This is a genomic window from Arthrobacter tecti (genome assembly GCF_054511355.1).
The window spans coordinates 129,360-144,874 of record NZ_JBTNCT010000005.1; the positions used below are offsets into that span (position 1 = coordinate 129,360).

17 protein-coding genes are annotated in these 15,515 nt (G+C 63.2%); 10 read left to right on the plus strand and 7 right to left on the minus strand.

The genetic code is table 11. From position 1 onward, the window contains the following. Nucleotides 1-151: 151 nt before the first annotated feature. A complete protein-coding gene (locus tag ACX80C_RS08410; protein ID WP_459326008.1) occupies nucleotides 152-631 on the minus strand; it encodes a MarR family winged helix-turn-helix transcriptional regulator in 480 nt (159 codons plus the stop codon). Between the two features lie 54 nt (nucleotides 632-685). Between ACX80C_RS08410 and ACX80C_RS08415 the strand changes: the two genes are divergently transcribed. Then, nucleotides 686-2,272: an MFS transporter gene (locus tag ACX80C_RS08415; RefSeq protein ID WP_459326009.1), complete on the plus strand. Its 1,587-nt coding sequence runs from the start codon at nucleotides 686-688 to the stop codon at nucleotides 2,270-2,272. Further along, nucleotides 2,269-3,111 (plus strand): hypothetical protein, encoded by an 843-nt coding sequence (locus ACX80C_RS08420; protein WP_459326010.1) that lies wholly within the window; start codon nucleotides 2,269-2,271, stop codon nucleotides 3,109-3,111. Before ACX80C_RS08415 ends, ACX80C_RS08420 begins: the two co-directional genes overlap by 4 nt. A 385-nt stretch (nucleotides 3,112-3,496) precedes the next feature. On the opposite strand, the gene ACX80C_RS08425 is transcribed toward ACX80C_RS08420, so the two are convergent. Both ACX80C_RS08425 and ACX80C_RS08430 read right to left on the minus strand, forming a co-directional pair. Then, a complete protein-coding gene (locus ACX80C_RS08425) occupies nucleotides 3,497-3,805 on the minus strand; it encodes a hypothetical protein (RefSeq protein ID WP_459326106.1) in 309 nt (102 codons plus the stop codon). 202 nt (nucleotides 3,806-4,007) lie between these two features. After that, nucleotides 4,008-4,973 carry a helix-turn-helix transcriptional regulator gene (locus ACX80C_RS08430; protein ID WP_459326011.1) on the minus strand — a complete coding sequence of 322 codons (966 nt, stop codon included), beginning with the start codon at nucleotides 4,971-4,973 and terminating at the stop codon, nucleotides 4,008-4,010. 134 nt (nucleotides 4,974-5,107) lie between these two features. Here ACX80C_RS08430 and ACX80C_RS08435 point away from each other — a divergent pair, with 134 nt between their 5' ends. The 3 genes from ACX80C_RS08435 (at nucleotide 5,108) to ACX80C_RS08445 (ending at nucleotide 6,895) form a co-directional block, all read left to right on the plus strand. After that, on the plus strand, nucleotides 5,108-5,503 hold the full coding sequence (locus ACX80C_RS08435; RefSeq protein WP_459326107.1) for a RidA family protein: 396 nt from the start codon (nucleotides 5,108-5,110) through the stop codon (nucleotides 5,501-5,503). 152 nt (nucleotides 5,504-5,655) lie between these two features. Next, complete coding sequence (locus ACX80C_RS08440; RefSeq protein ID WP_459326012.1) at nucleotides 5,656-6,441, plus strand: alpha/beta hydrolase; 786 nt, start codon at nucleotides 5,656-5,658, stop codon at nucleotides 6,439-6,441. Continuing rightward, on the plus strand, nucleotides 6,347-6,895 hold the full coding sequence (locus ACX80C_RS08445) for a hemerythrin domain-containing protein (RefSeq protein WP_459326013.1): 549 nt from the start codon (nucleotides 6,347-6,349) through the stop codon (nucleotides 6,893-6,895). The genes ACX80C_RS08440 and ACX80C_RS08445 overlap by 95 nt, the downstream gene beginning before the upstream one ends. Before the next feature lie 58 nt (nucleotides 6,896-6,953). Here ACX80C_RS08445 and ACX80C_RS08450 read toward each other — a convergent pair whose 3' ends face one another. After that, entirely contained in the window at nucleotides 6,954-7,622 is a 669-nt protein-coding gene (locus tag ACX80C_RS08450; protein WP_459326014.1) for a DNA alkylation repair protein, read from the minus strand. Nucleotides 7,623-7,724: 102 nt separating this feature from the next. Then, the gene (locus ACX80C_RS08455; RefSeq protein ID WP_459326015.1) at nucleotides 7,725-8,144 is read right to left on the minus strand and encodes a VOC family protein; all 420 of its coding nucleotides are present in this window, start codon (nucleotides 8,142-8,144) and stop codon (nucleotides 7,725-7,727) included. 417 nt (nucleotides 8,145-8,561) lie between these two features. On the opposite strand from ACX80C_RS08455, the gene ACX80C_RS08460 reads away from it, so the two are divergent. The 5 genes from ACX80C_RS08460 (at nucleotide 8,562) to ACX80C_RS08480 (ending at nucleotide 13,034) form a co-directional block, all read left to right on the plus strand. Beyond that, nucleotides 8,562-9,227, plus strand: a complete 666-nt coding sequence (locus ACX80C_RS08460; RefSeq protein ID WP_459326016.1) for a helix-turn-helix domain-containing protein — start codon at nucleotides 8,562-8,564, stop codon at nucleotides 9,225-9,227. Nucleotides 9,228-9,313: 86 nt separating this feature from the next. Then, on the plus strand, nucleotides 9,314-9,850 hold the full coding sequence (locus ACX80C_RS08465; RefSeq protein ID WP_459326017.1) for a VOC family protein: 537 nt from the start codon (nucleotides 9,314-9,316) through the stop codon (nucleotides 9,848-9,850). A gap of 25 nt (nucleotides 9,851-9,875) precedes the next feature. Next, nucleotides 9,876-11,057 (plus strand): winged helix DNA-binding domain-containing protein, encoded by a 1,182-nt coding sequence (locus ACX80C_RS08470; RefSeq protein ID WP_459326018.1) that lies wholly within the window; start codon nucleotides 9,876-9,878, stop codon nucleotides 11,055-11,057. 922 nt (nucleotides 11,058-11,979) lie between these two features. Then, nucleotides 11,980-12,387, plus strand: a complete 408-nt coding sequence (locus ACX80C_RS08475; protein WP_459326019.1) for an ArsR/SmtB family transcription factor — start codon at nucleotides 11,980-11,982, stop codon at nucleotides 12,385-12,387. Then, on the plus strand, nucleotides 12,384-13,034 hold the full coding sequence (locus tag ACX80C_RS08480) for an SRPBCC domain-containing protein (protein WP_459326020.1): 651 nt from the start codon (nucleotides 12,384-12,386) through the stop codon (nucleotides 13,032-13,034). Before ACX80C_RS08475 ends, ACX80C_RS08480 begins: the two co-directional genes overlap by 4 nt. Before the next feature lie 597 nt (nucleotides 13,035-13,631). Here the strand turns inward: ACX80C_RS08480 and ACX80C_RS08485 are convergent. Then, nucleotides 13,632-14,306 carry a response regulator gene (locus ACX80C_RS08485; RefSeq protein WP_459326021.1) on the minus strand — a complete coding sequence of 225 codons (675 nt, stop codon included), beginning with the start codon at nucleotides 14,304-14,306 and terminating at the stop codon, nucleotides 13,632-13,634. Beyond that, nucleotides 14,303-15,496, minus strand: coding sequence for a sensor histidine kinase (locus tag ACX80C_RS08490; protein ID WP_459326022.1), 1,194 nt, complete (start codon nucleotides 15,494-15,496; stop codon nucleotides 14,303-14,305). Before ACX80C_RS08490 ends, ACX80C_RS08485 begins: the two co-directional genes overlap by 4 nt. Nucleotides 15,497-15,515 lie beyond the last annotated feature (19 nt).

Consider the following 15,515-nt stretch of genomic DNA (forward strand, 5'->3'; position numbering starts at 1 on the left):
GACATCGAGATATCAGAAGTCCCCTCACAAGCCGGTACTTTGTCAGAACCCGTCTGCGCAATGCTGCATTTGTCGGGAGCCAACTGCACGCAAGGGTTCTACAGGCTGTCAATGGGGAATCCTTGTCGGGAATGCCGGCTGGGCGGCACATTCAGTCCGGCTCGTGGTTGAAGTCCTTGTAGGTCTTGGTGGCGTCGTTGAGGAATTGTGTGATGGTGTGTCGTTCCTCGGTGGAGTAGTTTCGTAGGACGTCGTCGAGGCCTGCTTCGAGAGGCCGCAACTGCTCGCGCGCGCTGCGCAGCGCCGTCGCGGTCGGTTCGAGAGTGATTCTGCGCCGGTCTTTCCCGTCACGACGGCGGGCAAGGTGGCCAGCCTGTTCAAGGCGGTCGACAAGCGTGGTGGCGGAACCCGAGGTGAGACCCACCAGAGCCCCAAGCTCGACCGGACCGAGCTGGCGTTCAGAGGTCATGAGGTGCTTCATCGCCTGGTACTCACTGGGACTCAGCTTCAGTCGGCGTCCCAGTGTTATGTCCAAAGCAGCTGCCGCGACGATGAGATGGTGCAGCGCCCAAGAAACTTCCTCCGGAGCCGCTTCTACCGCATGGTCGCCGTGACCTGTTTTGTTTTGCATAGACCCATGCTACGTTAACTTGATGATCAAGTGACGTGATAATCGAGGTGTGTTATGCAGGGTGGGTCGAGGCGTTGGTGGGGTCTGGTCTTCCTCAGCGCCGCCGTGTCGCTGGTAATCATCGACATCACGATCATCAATGTCGCTGTGCCGGCGATCGTCGTGGACTTGGGCACCTCGGCGTCGACGACCCAGTGGATCCAAGAGGCCTATACGCTGACGTTGGCGGCTCTGCTTGTGGTCTCGGGGCGGATCGCTGATGCGATCGGGCGGCGTAGGGCACTCGTTATCGGTCTGGTGGTCTTCACTGCAGCGAGCGTACTGGCGGCGCTTGCCCCCAGTGGCGCTGTGCTCGTCGTCGCCCGTGTTCTCCAGGGCATTGGCGGTGCGGCGATTCTGCCATGCACGCTGTCGTTGTTGAATGCCACGTTTCGAGGAAGGGAACGAGCGACCGCGTTCGCCGTCTGGGGCTCCACCATCGGCGCGATGGCGGCTGTCGGGCCGCTCCTAGGCGGCTGGCTGACAACAGAATTTTCCTGGCGGTGGGCTTTTGGTATCAACCTCGTACTGGGGCCGATCGCGGCCATTGGCGCACTGTTGTTCATCGCCGAATCCAGACAGGCTGAACGCGGCCGCGGATTCGATCTCCTGGGCGTGGTGCTGTGCGTGGTTACCTCGTTGAGCCTGGTTTTCGGTCTGATCGAGGGCCGGATTATGGGGTGGTGGGCGGCATCATCACCGACCTATGAGGTAGTAGCTGGGCTCTCGCCGGTACCCTTCGCCTTCGCTGCAGCAGTCATCGGACTGGTGGCCTTCACCAGGTGGGAACACTACCGTGAGCGGAGCGGCCGCGACCCACTACTTGATCTTTCGCTGTTCACGGTGCCCGCGTTTGCCCGGGGCAACGCGATCGTGTTCATAGTTGCACTGGGTCAGCTCGGAATCCTGTTCGTGCTGCCGCTATGGCTGCAAACCACCCTCGGATACACCGCCACGCAGACCGGTTTGCTCCTGGTCCCGATCGCTGCGGGGGCGTTCCTGGCCGCGGCTACCACCCCACTGCTGGCCGGAGCGTGGGGCACCACGTGGGTCATCCGGTTCGGCCTGCTCACGGAGATCATCGGGCTTGTGTGGCTCGCGGGTATCGCCTCCTCCGATGTAAGTGGCTGGGCACTAATACCAGCGTTGGCCCTCTACGGGTTCGGCGTCGGAACCGCAGACGCTCAGCTTCCCAGCCTGGTCCTGCGCGATATCCCGGTTGAACGAAGCGGGCAGGGAGCCGGCATCCAGAGCACCGCCCAGGAACTGGGATCAGCGGTGGGTATCGCGGTAATCGGAACCATTCTGTTCGCCAGCCTCGCATCGCAACTCGACACCGCACTGGGCGGCCTCGGCTTCGACCCAAGCGCGCGTGAAACTACCGTCTCACTCGTCGTCAATAGCGCAGGAACCGCCATCACCGGCCTCCAAGGAGACGTCCAAACCGCAGCCAACGACGCACTCTCGTCCGCCACCCGAAACGCAGCGCTCATCGGGGCAGGGTTCCTTGCTGTTGGGCTGGCGGCCACCATCTCGCTGCCGAATTACCGTGACACGAATCTCGACGAGATGGACGACACGATGGAAGACGAACCAGCATGAGTACGAGAGTTCTGGACGATACGCTCCCAGTCGAGGCAGACGCCGGCGCGGCCACTACGGCGGATCGCCTGCGCAGCGCCGCACTGGGAGTATCCGCTGCCGCCATGGTCCTCGTGCCTACGCTGGGTCCGATCATCGCCGGCACACAGGAAGGCGCCCAGGAACTCGACACTGAGATCACCCCACCAAATTATGCATTCACGATCTGGGCGCCCATCTTCGCCGCCGTCGCCGGCAACGCGATCCAGCACGCTATCAACCCCACAGCAGGAATCAACCGCCGGACCGGATGGTGGCTCACCGGCGCCTACAGCGCGAACAGTGTCTGGTCCATTGCCGCTCAATCCGGCCGCTTCCGCTACACCCCCTTCATCCTGCCCGTAGCCGCAACACTGGCTGGTGTCGCGCACCGCAAGACCCAACATTCGAAGCCAGACCGTTGGCAGAACCTTGCAACCCACAGCACCGGACTGCTGCTCGGATGGACGGGCGTCGCCGCCGTCGTCAACGTCTTCGCCACCCGACGGCACGGCAGGCTCGCACCCACCACCCAAACAGGAAAGGCCACCGCGCAATCTGCAGTAGCGGGAGCCGCAGCGACACTAAGCGTCGTCATCGCCACGGCCAGACACGGCTACACTTCGATCGCTTCGGCCGGTGCGTGGGCACTAGTCACCAACGCGGCCAACCCCGAACGCACCAGTCGGACCCGTCTTATCGGTGCAACAGGAGCCACACTCATCGCCGGCACCACAACAGCCAAACTCTGGAAGCACGAAAAGAGGGCAAGGCCACCGGGATTCGCTTCACCTGCAAGCGGGCAAGACGACCATTCGTAACGACAAGGAGAGCAGTGGTCCTGTGAGCGTGATTGTGGGAGCTTGAGGGGAGACCACTTCCGCAGCCCGACTGAGCACACCTCACTCTCGTGACAACTGATGAGTATGGAGGAACAAGCTACCTTCCGTGTGCCTTGAGTTCCCTTCTAAAGTGGTACATGACCTCGGTTAAACGGACCAGCGACACCTCGACAGCGTGTTCTTGCTGCGGCCGAGATCTGCCGCTGCAGAAGCTGCACGCGCTAGCTGACGGTGCAGCGCACATTTGCCGACGATGTGGATTGTGGGTGGCAATCCGTCGACGCTAAACCTGCCGCCTAAGCGGTTCTTCACAGTCGAGGGTGAAGCCGTGGTGTGTTACGGGTCTTCCGGAGATCTGCAACCTTTACGGCCCACCCAGCTTCCCGCCACATTCGCCCGTCGGCTGTCCTATACAAGTCGTAGAAAGAGTAACGGAGTAGGTGACATTCTGATGTAGACGCTTAACCACCAAGATGATCGTCACGTAATCGATGGTCGTCTCGATTAGTCGACTCACCGCGCTTTCTGAAGAGGTCGCGCCGCTCGAGCATGTGCCGACGCTGTGGGGCGGTGAGCTTTGGCATCCTACCTCGCAGCCGACCTTTGGCTTTGCGACTGCCATGCACTCATGAGTTCTCGTTCGAATGAGGTCGGCTTCAAATTCAGCGACCAGCCCAAGGACGTTGAAGAGGAGGCGCCCAACGGAACGGTGGGATCGTAGACGCCGGCGCCGGGCTCACTGGTACGCCCTCACGGCTGAGTCCGGCTGCAATGTCGCGTGCATCCGGAAGTGTCAGTTTCAGAAGCTATCTGTGCAAACGTCAGAATTAGCCTGCACAGGCGCTCGTTGCATCGGCAGGGGCGCTGTTCATCAGTCAACGCTCGTAGCGACTAGAGATTGCTTTTGCACGTTGATGGAGTGCGGTCCGAAGCGCGTCGGGGGTAAGAACCTCGGCAGCGGTATCTAGTTGCCAGATAGCCCATACCGCGTGTCGCAGGTCCTCAAAGGTCAGGTCCAGCCGAACCCAGTCGTCCGCTTCCAGTTCCTCGGATCGGACAGCGCTCGCGGTGCTCAGCAACTCCTCACATCGCGATGGCTTGACCCTGACGATGACCGGGATGTGGTTCTCCGAAAGGAACTGATCGCTGCGTTCGGTCCAGATCCGGTCGAGGTCAACCTGAGCCGGACGCTCCGCCATCTCAGGAAGCTCCTCGGCGTCCAGCATGCGCGAAACCCTGTAGGTGCGGTCGTCCCCGGCCTTGGTAGCCAGCAGGTAGGTGCGGTCACGGACGGTGACCAGGCCGATCGGATCGACGGTGTGCAGGCGAGGCGTCTTGTCGGGGCCGGCGTAGTCGAATCGGAGCTTGTGACCGGTGAGCACCGCGTGGCGGACCTCGTTCATCACCTCGCTCGCCACGTTCTCGATGACCAGTCGCCGTGAGAGGAGATCCGTCTCCGGCTCGACAAGGAACCGTCTGGCGGCGTCGTCCAGGCCAGCACGGTTGCGCTCGGGCATTGCATCGACCACTTTCCGCATCGCAGAGGCAAGCGCGGAACTCAAACCGAAGACCTTCTCGCCCCGTCCTGATCCGGTAGTAAGTAGGGCGAGAGCTTCCTCGTGATTCAGGCCGGTCAGCTCGGCGCGGAAGCCTGGCAATAGAGAAAATCCACCGTGCCGACCACGATCGGAGTACACAGGCACACCTGCCGCGGATAGGGCCTCCATGTCGCGCAGAACAGTTCGAGTGGAAACTTCCAGCTCCTTAGCCAGCTCAGTTGCCGTAAGGCGACCGCGGTGGCGCAGCAACAGCACGAGTGAGACTAGCCGAGCTGCGCGCATAAGAAACTCTCTGGGAAATACACGACATGAGGTGTCGTGATTCGTTGAAAAGCTCAGAATATCGTCGACTTCGGCGCGCAGCTCGACCGAACCGCCGGTCGCAGCTCGAACAACGAATGGAGCAGAAGATGGCACTGAAACGAACAACAGTGAACCCCGTCACGTGGTCGCTGGAGATGGGATTCAACCAGGGTGAGGTCGTCGCCGGCGAGACTCGCACGCTGTATATTTCAGGGCAGACCGCGACAAGCGAGGAAGGCCGCCCCGAGCACGACGGCGACATTGCAGCGCAGCTCGCGTTGAGCGTCGACAACCTCGAAGCGGTATTCGCAGCAGCAGGTATGTCTCTGGGAAACCCCGTGCGACTGAACGTTTACACGACCGACATCGACGAGCTCTTCCCTCACTACGGATTGCTCGCAGCGCGACTGGGTGCGGCCAGCGTCTCACCTACCACGACGATGCCCGGGGTCTCACGCCTGGCAATCCCCGGTCAAATGCTGGAGTTGGAAGGCATCGCTGTCGACTGAGGGTTTGTGTCGCTCGTGCCGCTCGGGCGCGAGCGACACACCCGTGCTCGGCGGTTTCAGTTGCCTGGGCGTTGTCGGCTTGGTAGCGTTCCTCACAGCGTCGCGTGTCGATGGCGGACTGCGCCAGGCATGGAGGCGTTGTAGCGTGAAAGGTGGCTTCAGCCATCTCTGAACGATCTGCATTTTCCTCCCTTGATATTGAGATCTACCCAGCCGATCAGGACTTCGCCGGTCCGCGGCCGGCGGTCCTGGTTCTTCCCGGCGGCGGTTTCCGGGAACACACCCGGCATGAGGGCGAGGGGTACGCCCGCTGGTTGAGTTCGATAGGCCTGCACTCCTTCGTCGTGAATTATCGGTTGCTGCCGGACCGGTTCCCGGCCCCGCTTCAGGACGCGCGGGCAGGACTGGAATACATCCGGAAGGGTGGCCATGGCCTGGACGTGAACGCCAGACGTGTGGGCGTGATCGGCTCCAGCGCCGGCGGCCATCTCGCCGGACTGCTCATGGCAGGAACCGTCCTGTCAATCGAGTCCCTCACCGGTGAGCCTCCACGGCCAGACTTCGCCATTCTTGCCTACGCCGTCGCGGATCTCCACCTGCTGCCCGAGGAAGCCGTTGAGGCACTGCTGGGAGAGCTGATAAACCTCAAAGACGAACTTTCACCGGCACGGCATCTGGACTCACGCACCTGTCCAACGTTCGTGTGGGCAACCGCCGAAGACCCGCCCGGATTTCCCAACGCTCTGGCTTGGGCACACGCCCTGGTCGAGGCAGATGTCGCCGTTGAACTTCACATCTATCCCCACGGGTGGCACGGCCTCGGCATGGCCGACGGGACGGTATATGGCAAACACGGCCACACCAGCATCGCCCATACCGCCCAATGGTCCGCCGCCTGTGAGCGATGGCTGCAGCAGGAGGGCATCCTTGGATCATGAAAGGCTCACCGCCTGGGGCAACGAACTACAAGAAGTGCACCACAGGCTCCGCCAAGCCCTGGCCGTAGTCCGTGAATCAGTGGAAAGCGATGCTCCCCCGGAATCGTCTAGGGATCTGCTGCTGTACTGCCGCGGATTTTGCATAGCCCTTGCCGGTCACCACAGGAGCGAGGACAGTTCCCTTTTCCCGAAGATCACTGAGGTGCGCCCGGATCTGGCGCCGGTCATCGCCAAACTTTCCCAGGACCACAGCATGATCGAGTACCTGATCGGAGGGCTGGAACACGCCCTGGAAACCGGCGCATCCACCGACGAAAAACTGCGCCATCTTGACGGGATAGAAGCCGTCATGGAAACACATTTCCGTTACGAAGAACGCCAACTCATCGACGTCCTCAATGCCGCCGACAACCTCGGCCACGACAGAAACAAGCTCTTCGGACCGATCGCCTGACCATGCCCGCAAGGGGTTCCTCTTGCGATACGAACGATGAGCCCCGGGCCCCGCACCATTATCGGGGCAGTTTTGCTCGGGCTTCACGACGGATCGGCGGCGGAACCTTATCGCCGAGGCGTTCGAGCAGCCGCAGCACCGCCTCGGGCGCGACGGCGCCAGCGTGCTTGAGAGCGATGCCGACCGGCTTGGACACCACGGGATCGCGATCGTCCATAAGCAATTCGGCGAGCTTCAGGAGGTCGGCGATGCCCTCTGTCTGCGGAGGGCGGGTGTAGATGAGCGGCGCTGTCATTGCAGTGCGCTTCCTCAATGGATCGGACGAAGCGGCAAGCTCGAACAGCGGTTTGCGGGAGCGCTCACGCAGGTACTCGCCCACTACCCGTGGCGCAGCCCGGTCGACCAAATCCCACGTGTCGATCGCATCGTGCCGGTCAACATAGAGTCGATAGCGCGCTTCGCGCTCGTCATCCGTGACGCGCTTGCCGCGCACGCCGAAGTCCAGAATGCAAAACGCAGCGAGCCGTGGTTCGTAGGCGGCACGATCGAGCAGCTTCTCAACTTCGGGCAGAGGCATGTCCTTCGCTCGCTTGGCGAGGTCGAAGAGCGTGCCCATTCGTACGCCGATAACCTCGCCGGAGCCGCGATAGTGCTTGTTGGGATACTTCGCTGTGTCGGCAACGGACTCGAATTCAGCGACCAGTTCTGCCGCGGTGCGGGTAGTCACGGTCGCATCGTCTCCCGGGCGCAGAGTACGGCCTCGACCATGTCAGACAAGACTGATTCCTGAGAGGGGAGCACCTGACCGGTCCATGCGCAGATCACGATGTCACCCTCGTGCGGAGATCTGCTGCACGGCCCAGCCGTTGCCGTCCGGGTCGCGGAAGAACACGAACCCGACGTTGTCGAGCGCCGTCCCGCCCTGCCGCACCGCGTCCTCGTCCCCACCCATAGCTTGGATCTCGCTGACCTCGACACCCCGCTCGACCAGCTGCGCGTGCGCCCTCGTGATGTCCGGGACGACCAGCTGCAGGCCCTGAATGGAGCCCGGAGGCATGTGCGGCACAACGCCCTCGCCGATCACGACCGAACAGCCGGAGCCCGGTGGCGTCAACTGGACAAGCCGGTTTCCCGGGCCTGGCGGCCGGATGTCGTGGTCGACGGCGAAGCCTAGCTTCTCTGAGTAAAAAGCCTTGGCTCGGTCGACATCAGCCACCGGTACAACCAACACCTCTAAGGTCCATTTCATGGCTAAACTCACTCCTCTATCCCTGCGTTTGGATGGCTAACAATACTAAGGTCCGCGGGCCATGTATCTCGGGCAACTTCGTTGCCATACACAGTCATAGACGTGACGAACCACCGAAAATCATCGGTGAACTTGAAGATGGCTCCGATCCTGCTCCTCTGAGCCCGTCACCCCCAGCCAGCCGATCCAACGCCCGACTGTTGTCCCCGTGGGGGATCCCACTATGGGATGCCCCGTGGTCGGTCCGGGCCGTGCCGACCGGGCGTCGCATGGCGTCGCATGGCGGAAGCTTGGGCGGCAGCGGCCGATAGCGACGCTGGGGATGGATCACGTTGCGCGTCACCGTCTGCGCGGCGGCGCCCTGCGCAAGCTGCATGCCTCCGCAATCGGAAGATGATCGTGTTCTACTCTGAGCGTATGTGGGAGCAGCGGGCCTCGACCAGTGCCGACATCGTCACTGTTTGGCGCGCTTTCGCCGACGAGGACGCCGACTACATAGATGAGGCGAGTGAGCACTGGGGTCTCTCGTTTATCCGTCGGCCGGACGGTTCCCTCGCGGCGGAGCTTGCAGGTCCGCGGATCGAAGGGCTTCCGATCCGTTCACGTGTCGGAGAGTGGTACTGGGGCGTTGAGCTAGCTGCACATGCTGTGATTCCGGGTGTCGATAAGGCGTTACTGCGCGGTGCGATCGCCGAGCTACCCGTTGCCGGTGGACGGGTGACTATCGGGGTACGCTCCTACCCGGTCCCCGAGTGGGAGGAACTTGAAACGTTCGTGTCGCGGCTCCTGACCGACGGAGTGATAGTGGCAGATGCCAACATCCGGCGGGCGCTAGGCGGGGATGATCGCGGATTGTCCCGACGGAGTTGGCAGCGTCGGTTCCTGTCCGTCACGGGTCTCCGACGCAAAGAGATCGAACGACTCGACCGCTCCCGCCGTGCCTACCGGCTACTCAGCGAGGGTGTGCCGCCGTCCGAGGTCGCCGTCGCTGTGGGCTACGCAGATCAGGCCCATCTGACCCGCGAGCTGCGACGCGTCCGAGGCGAGACGCCGGCGCGCATCCTCGCGGCGTCGACCGAGTGAGGTTGGCGCATTTCTTCAAGACCATGGGGCGGCCGATCGGCGAGGGTGGAGACACCAGACAAACAGCCGCCGACAGGAGGACCACCATGGACACCGCCCCGACCCCGACCGGATTCTCCACCTTGAATCCGTTCTTCATCACCCACGATGTCGAGGGGCTGATCGCCTTCCTCCGGGAGGTGTTCGGCGGCGAGGAGCACGTCGACGCCCGCACCGTCGATGTCGACGGCCTGCTCATCCACTCAGAACTTGAGATCGGCGGCACCACGCTAATGTTCGGGGAGCGCAAACCGGGCTGGCCCTTCCTCCCTCAACTGACACAGATCTACGTCAACGACGTGGAGAATGTCCTGGCGCAAGCCACCGAGCGCGGCGCGCGGATCGTGACCCAACTGACCGACTTCTTCGGAACGGACTTCTCGCGGATGATCGACCCATGGGGCAACATGTGGTGGGTGTACAAACATGGCGAGGCTCCTGATCTGGACTGGGAGGCCGATTCGGACTCAGATGTCACAGAGTGGTCCGACCCGAATCTCGCTTACATCCACCAGACCCTTCTCGAGGCAATGCCGGCGCTCGGCGTCGAACCCGAGGTCGAGCCGGAACCGCGCGGCGCTTGAGATGGCCGCCGCTGGCATGGGTCCCGTGCGAACCGTTTCGGACCTTGAGCGAAGGTCGCGGCTGGCTCGCCGGCATCACGTCGCGCCGCAGCATCGCGCGCCGGATGTGGTGACCGCCGCCCGCGACGTGGTCGCCCTCCACTCGACTGACCCCTCCACGGTGTTCCTGTCGTGTCGCGCGCGGGTCAACGACGTCGAAGTTGCGGATGTCCGCCGCTCGCTTGAGAATGACCGCACGCTCGTGAAGGACCTGGCGATGCGGCGCACAGTCTTCGCGTTACCTGCGGACGCGCTCTGGCCGGTGCAGGCGGCGGTCGGCGACCGCATCGCGCGAGCGGAGCGCAACGGGCTCGAGCGTGACGTCGAGCGCCACGGACTTCACCGAGACGGGCAGCGATGGCTGGAGAACGCGATGGCGCAGGTGCTCGCTCTGCTTGCAGACGGGCGGCCGCGGAACTCGGCCGAACTCCGTGCCGAGCTTCCGACGCTCGCCGGGTCCTACCCGCAGGGGGCCGGGACCACGTGGGCGGGCACGGTGGCTATCGGTCCGCGGGTGCTAACCGTGCTGTCCGCGCGCGGCCTCCTCGTGCGCGGTCCCAGCGAGGGTCACTGGCGCATGCCGCGCCACCGGTGGGTCCGGACCGAAGAATGGACGGGCTCCGAGTCAGAGACGTGGACCGAGCGTGATGGCGCCGTGTGGCTCGTCGGGCATTGGCTACGCGCCTTCGGGCCGGGCACCGAGCGCGACCTCAAGTGGTGGACCGGCACCACCCTCGGCCTCGTGCGGGACGCCCTCGCCGACCTCGACGCGGTCGAAGTTGCGCTCAGCGACGGCACCGGGTGGCTCCTTCCCGACGACCTCGACCCCGAACCAGACGTCACGCCGTGGGCAGCTCTGCTCCCGCCACTGGACCCGACCACGATGGGCTGGCAACAGCGCGACTGGTACCTCAGCGAACAACGGACGGCCGACCTCATCGACTCCGCTGGCAACGCCGGACCCACCGCCTGGTGGGACGGGCGCGTCGTCGGAGGCTGGCGTCAAGACGACCACGGCGTCGTTGAACTGCAAGGCCTGGAGGACATCGGGCATGAGGCGCGCACGGCGCTGGAACAGGAAGCCGAACGAGTCACCGAGTGGTGCGACGGCGTACGAGTGATCCTTACGCACCCGACGCCGCTGGCGCGCAGGCTCGCCAGCCGCTGATTGATCACCACTTCGCTTTCGTGCAGCACCCGGTCGCTGAACGCGCTCGAGGGAACAGGCCTTGGATTCGTCCCGTAAGGCCAGCCCCTAACGACAGCGGTCCAATGTCAGTTTCCGATGTCGACTGCACTGCCTACCTGGTGGATTCGGGCATTGTGCAGCCGCCTGTTGTCATTCGAATGCCCCAAGTCCCGCGCGCAATCCTGCACTTGTCGGAAGTCGTCTGCGCAAAACGTTAACCAGCGAAACGATTTGATGCAACAAGCGCATTTGGGACGGTCTGGTTGGAGGATGCGGGCGTCACGTGGGCGAGTGTCTTCGGGTGCGATTTCTTCGAGGCCGGTCCAGACCTCAGTCATATCGGCAATGAGCTGGTCACGCACCGTGATGAAGGTTGCGACTTCGAAATGCTGCAACTGTCCTTGGCTTGTTCCCGTGACGTGCGCCCGACCGGCTGCCCGTTCGCCATTGGCTATGCAGTCCCTAAGGTGAAAATTTTGGAAACCTGGATAGTCCGCATTGATCCGCACCCAGGTGTCGCGGTTGAAGGTCTAGCCCGTGTATACGTAGCGACACGAGAATTCCGGGTGCAGCAGCTCTAGGAGGTCATCCCATCGGTGTTCGCCGATCACTTCGGGCCTTTACCGCGAACGGCCCAGCTTGATTGGCTATGTCGGTCTCACTTGACGCCGTATGTCAGTCTCGTTCGACACACGCATGGAGAAGGTCATCGGATGTCAATGGGCGTCGACTCCACGGTTACTTCGTCGGGCATCGAGCCCAGCTTCGATGGCTTCTACTGCCGGAGGGGTGACGAGGGGATTTGCTTACCTGGCCATGCCGGAGCCGGTTATGACAAGTCGAACGTGGTTTCAAGTACCCAGTCTGGCTTATATAAGTAGAGACAGATACACTTCGGTTCATGCACGCATTCGACATCCTCGGCGACCCTCGACGCCGCCGCATACTGGAGCTGCTCTCCGACGGCGAGCAGACCTCTGGTGCGATCACGGACGTAATCCGGGCCGAGTTCGGGCTCTCCCAGCCGGGTGTCTCACAGCATCTGCGCGTGCTGCGCGAGAGCGGGTTCACGTCGGTGCGGACTGAAGGTGCTCGCCGATTGTACTCCGTCGAGCCCGGGCCGCTGAGCGAGGTCGACGCATGGTTGGACCGATTTCGCCGGTTTTGGGACCAACGCCTCGACGCCCTGGAAACCGAACTGGCCCGGGGCAGGCGTGCAACTCGGACTTCGGCTGGTGGAAAGCTCACCCGACCGGCCGAGCCCAGCACCGATGCAGACAAGACCGATTCATCAGCGAAAGGGATATGACAATGAAGGATGTACTCGACGAACTGACCGCCGCCCGCCGGAGGATGGGCACGGCGACCCTACCCGCCGGTGAGGCCTACACCATGGAGCTGAAGCGTCGCTACGACGCGCACCTCGACGATGTGTGGGACGCCGTTACCAGTCCCGAGCGGCTGGGCCGCTGGATGAAGCCGGTCACCGGCGACCTGCGCCTCGGCGGAGCATTCGAGCTGGACGGTGGCGAGCACGGCGAAATCCTCCTGTGCGAGCCGCCGCGCCTGCTGCGGGTGTCCTGGATGTTCGGGCCAGGCGCCGACGCTTGGCCCGGCACGAGCGAGGTCGAGGTGCGCCTGTCTCCTGGCTCGGCCGGGGACACCGAATTCGAACTGATCCACGCAGCGGTCGTCGAGGAGCCTCTCTTCCCGACTTACGGCCCCGGCGCCGGCGGCGTTGGCTGGGACCTGCATCTCCTCGCCCTGGCCCAGCTGTTGGCCGGTGGCGCGACCGCAGATCACGAGGTGGTCGAGAAGTCGCCCGAAGGGCGCGAGTTCATCCGGCGCAGCGCCGCGGCTTGGGGCGAGGCTCACCTGGCCGCTGGTGGTGAACCGGAGCACGTCACGTCCGCAGTCGAAGCCACCACCAGGTTCTACGCGCCTGACCCGACCTGACATCCCCGCAGCGAACAACACCATGTCGCCCCACATCCTGAAGGAACTCGCGCCATGAAGTGCACCAACTCAATCGAGATCGCGTGCTCCCAGATCGGCGTGTTCCAGTTGGCCGTGCGGCCTCTGAGTAGCTCTGCGCCCCAGATGTCGTTGACCAGCACATCGAGGCCTCCGTGCTCGGCGCGAACTCGCTCGGCCAGTGCCCGGCCTTGGGCGGAGTCGAAATGGTCCACCTGTATCGGAATGCCGACCCCGCCCAGCGAGGTGACGAGCTCGGCGGTCTGCTCGATTGTCTCGGGACGGGTGTCGTAGTCGGACCGGACCGGGCCGGACCGGATCGCTGCCGGCCGCGCCGCTGCGCCCGGTGCATATTACTGTCGCACCCGCTCCCCCAGCGCAGCGGCGATTCCTCGTCCGGCGCCACGCGTGGCCCTCGCGACGACGGCGACGCGGTGCTGTAGTGCATGGCGTTCTGGAGACCAAGCCATACAGCGACTATGCCAAAGCACGGCTCAGAACGTCACCAGCGATAGGGCCCTCCCTGGTGACGGGAGAACCCGTTCTGTAGGAGGAACGCTCGCCGCTCACACCCCAACCTCAGCACGTTTTCTCGGTGGTGCCGGGTTTGATGAGGCCTGTTTCGTAGGCCAGCACGACGAGTTGTGCGCGGTCTCTGGCGTGCAGTTTGGCCAGGAGTCTGCTGACGTAGGTGCGGGAGGTTGCGGGGCTGATGTGCAGCTTCTTGGCGATCTCGTCGTTGGATAGTCCTCGTCCGATTTCGGTGAGTGCTTCCCGCTCACGTTCGGTGAGATGGGTTAATGCGCGTTCGTCCAACGTGGGTCTTTGAGTGCCCATGATGGAGTTCATGACTTTGCGGGTAATGGATGGTGACAGCAGAGCTTCGCCCGAGGCGACGAGGCGAATTGCTTGACGCAGTTCGAGGGCGGAGATGTCTTTGAGCAGGTAACCGGCGGCGCCGATTCGGATGGCGTCGAAGACGTTCTCGTCCTCATCGAATGTGGTGAGAATCAGTACGCGGACGTCTTTGAGGTTCTCATCGGAAACTATTTTGGTGGTGGCTTCGATGCCGTCCATCTCCGGCATGCGGATGTCCATCAGGACGACGTCGGGGTTGTGTTGTTTGACGGCGGCCAGTGCGGCTCGCCCGTTGTTTGCCTCAGCTATTACGGTGATGTCGCCGTCGTTTTCGGCGAGGGCCCGAAGGCCGGTGCGAACGAGTTCCTGGTCATCGACCAGTATGATCCGGATCATGGGTCCAGTCTGGTGGGTAGTTGTGCTTTGACGGTGAACCCGCCGCCCGGCGCGTTTTTGGCGCTGAGGTAGCCTCCCAGAGCTGTGGCCCGTTCACGCATTCCGATCAGGCCATGTCCGGTGGCCATTGGGTCGGTATCGGACAGTTGGGCCTGGCCGAGTCCATTACCGTCGTCGTAGATTTCCACTTTCAGGACGCCGCGGTCCACTGAGGCCGTGACTTGTGCTTTTGTCGCGTTGGAATGGCGGATGATATTGGTCAGTGATTCCTGGATGATCCGGTACGCGGCGGCATCAACTGCGCTGGAGAGCCCGCTGGTGTCCACCGCGATGCTTGATCGCAACACTAGACCGGTTTCCTGGGCCGCCCGCAGCACGGAATCCACGCCGTCCAGACCGACTGCCGCACGTGCTTCACCGGACTCTGGGGAACGCAGCAGCTTGACGGTGGAGCGCAGCTCCGCCATCGTCCGGGTGGCCGCGGTGCGGATCTGTTCGACGGCGCGTGCGGCGTTTTCGTCGTCGCGGCCGATCGCCTCGGCCGCGACATTGCTGTGGACGGCGATGACGGACATGGTGTGACCGACGACGTCATGCAGGTCCCGGGCCATGCGAATCTTTTCCTCTCTCACACGGCTTTCGGCATGCCTGGCGCGATCGGCGGCGGTCAGCACGTCAAGTCTCGCCTGTTGTTCCTTGGTCTGCCTGCGCATCCGGACGTTCAGCCCCAGGATGATCGCGGCGCCTATCAGGGCGATATTGGTGATGAGTTCGTAGCTGAGCAGGTATGCGGTGGGCTTGCCCTCTGAGATGAGGAAGAAGGCAGAGACCGCCACTAGCATCGCCCCGGCTCCGGCAGCCCAGCGCGTCCGCCCGGACTCGGCGGTCGAGTAGAGGGCAGCGACTGCGGGCAGTGAAATGCCGATCGGCGGGTATCCGAAGGAGTAGTAGGCGAATATGCCAAAGATCGTCAAGCAGAGAACCGTCCGGGGGTAGCGGCGGCGAACCAGCATGAGCAGACCAAACCCGACTGCGAAGCCGTACGCGCCAAGGTTCGCCGCCCCGGTGCCTTCGATGTCCGAAGCGATCACGACGGCGACGGCAAGAGCCATCCCCGCCGCCAGCAGCCCATCAAGGGTCTTAGGTCCCACGTGGCCGTCCTTCCCGGGCCGATCAGCGGTCTCTTCCATGATGCTCATCGTAGAAGCA

Bases quoted from the DNA above. Each gene is read 5' to 3' on its own strand.
- ACX80C_RS08410 (WP_459326008.1), bottom strand. From the start codon at position 631: ATGCAAAACAAAACAGGTCACGGCGACCATGCGGTAGAAGCGGCTCCG.
- ACX80C_RS08415 (WP_459326009.1), top strand. From the start codon at position 686: ATGCAGGGTGGGTCGAGGCGTTGGTGGGGTCTGGTCTTCCTCAGCGCC.
- ACX80C_RS08420 (WP_459326010.1), top strand. From the start codon at position 2,269: ATGAGTACGAGAGTTCTGGACGATACGCTCCCAGTCGAGGCAGACGCC.
- ACX80C_RS08430 (WP_459326011.1), bottom strand. From the start codon at position 4,973: ATGCGCGCAGCTCGGCTAGTCTCACTCGTGCTGTTGCTGCGCCACCGC.
- ACX80C_RS08445 (WP_459326013.1), top strand. From the start codon at position 6,347: ATGGCAAACACGGCCACACCAGCATCGCCCATACCGCCCAATGGTCCG.
- ACX80C_RS08455 (WP_459326015.1), bottom strand. From the start codon at position 8,144: ATGAAATGGACCTTAGAGGTGTTGGTTGTACCGGTGGCTGATGTCGAC.
- ACX80C_RS08460 (WP_459326016.1), top strand. From the start codon at position 8,562: ATGTGGGAGCAGCGGGCCTCGACCAGTGCCGACATCGTCACTGTTTGG.
- ACX80C_RS08465 (WP_459326017.1), top strand. From the start codon at position 9,314: ATGGACACCGCCCCGACCCCGACCGGATTCTCCACCTTGAATCCGTTC.
- ACX80C_RS08475 (WP_459326019.1), top strand. From the start codon at position 11,980: ATGCACGCATTCGACATCCTCGGCGACCCTCGACGCCGCCGCATACTG.
- ACX80C_RS08480 (WP_459326020.1), top strand. From the start codon at position 12,384: ATGACAATGAAGGATGTACTCGACGAACTGACCGCCGCCCGCCGGAGG.
- ACX80C_RS08485 (WP_459326021.1), bottom strand. From the start codon at position 14,306: ATGATCCGGATCATACTGGTCGATGACCAGGAACTCGTTCGCACCGGC.
- ACX80C_RS08490 (WP_459326022.1), bottom strand. From the start codon at position 15,496: ATGGAAGAGACCGCTGATCGGCCCGGGAAGGACGGCCACGTGGGACCT.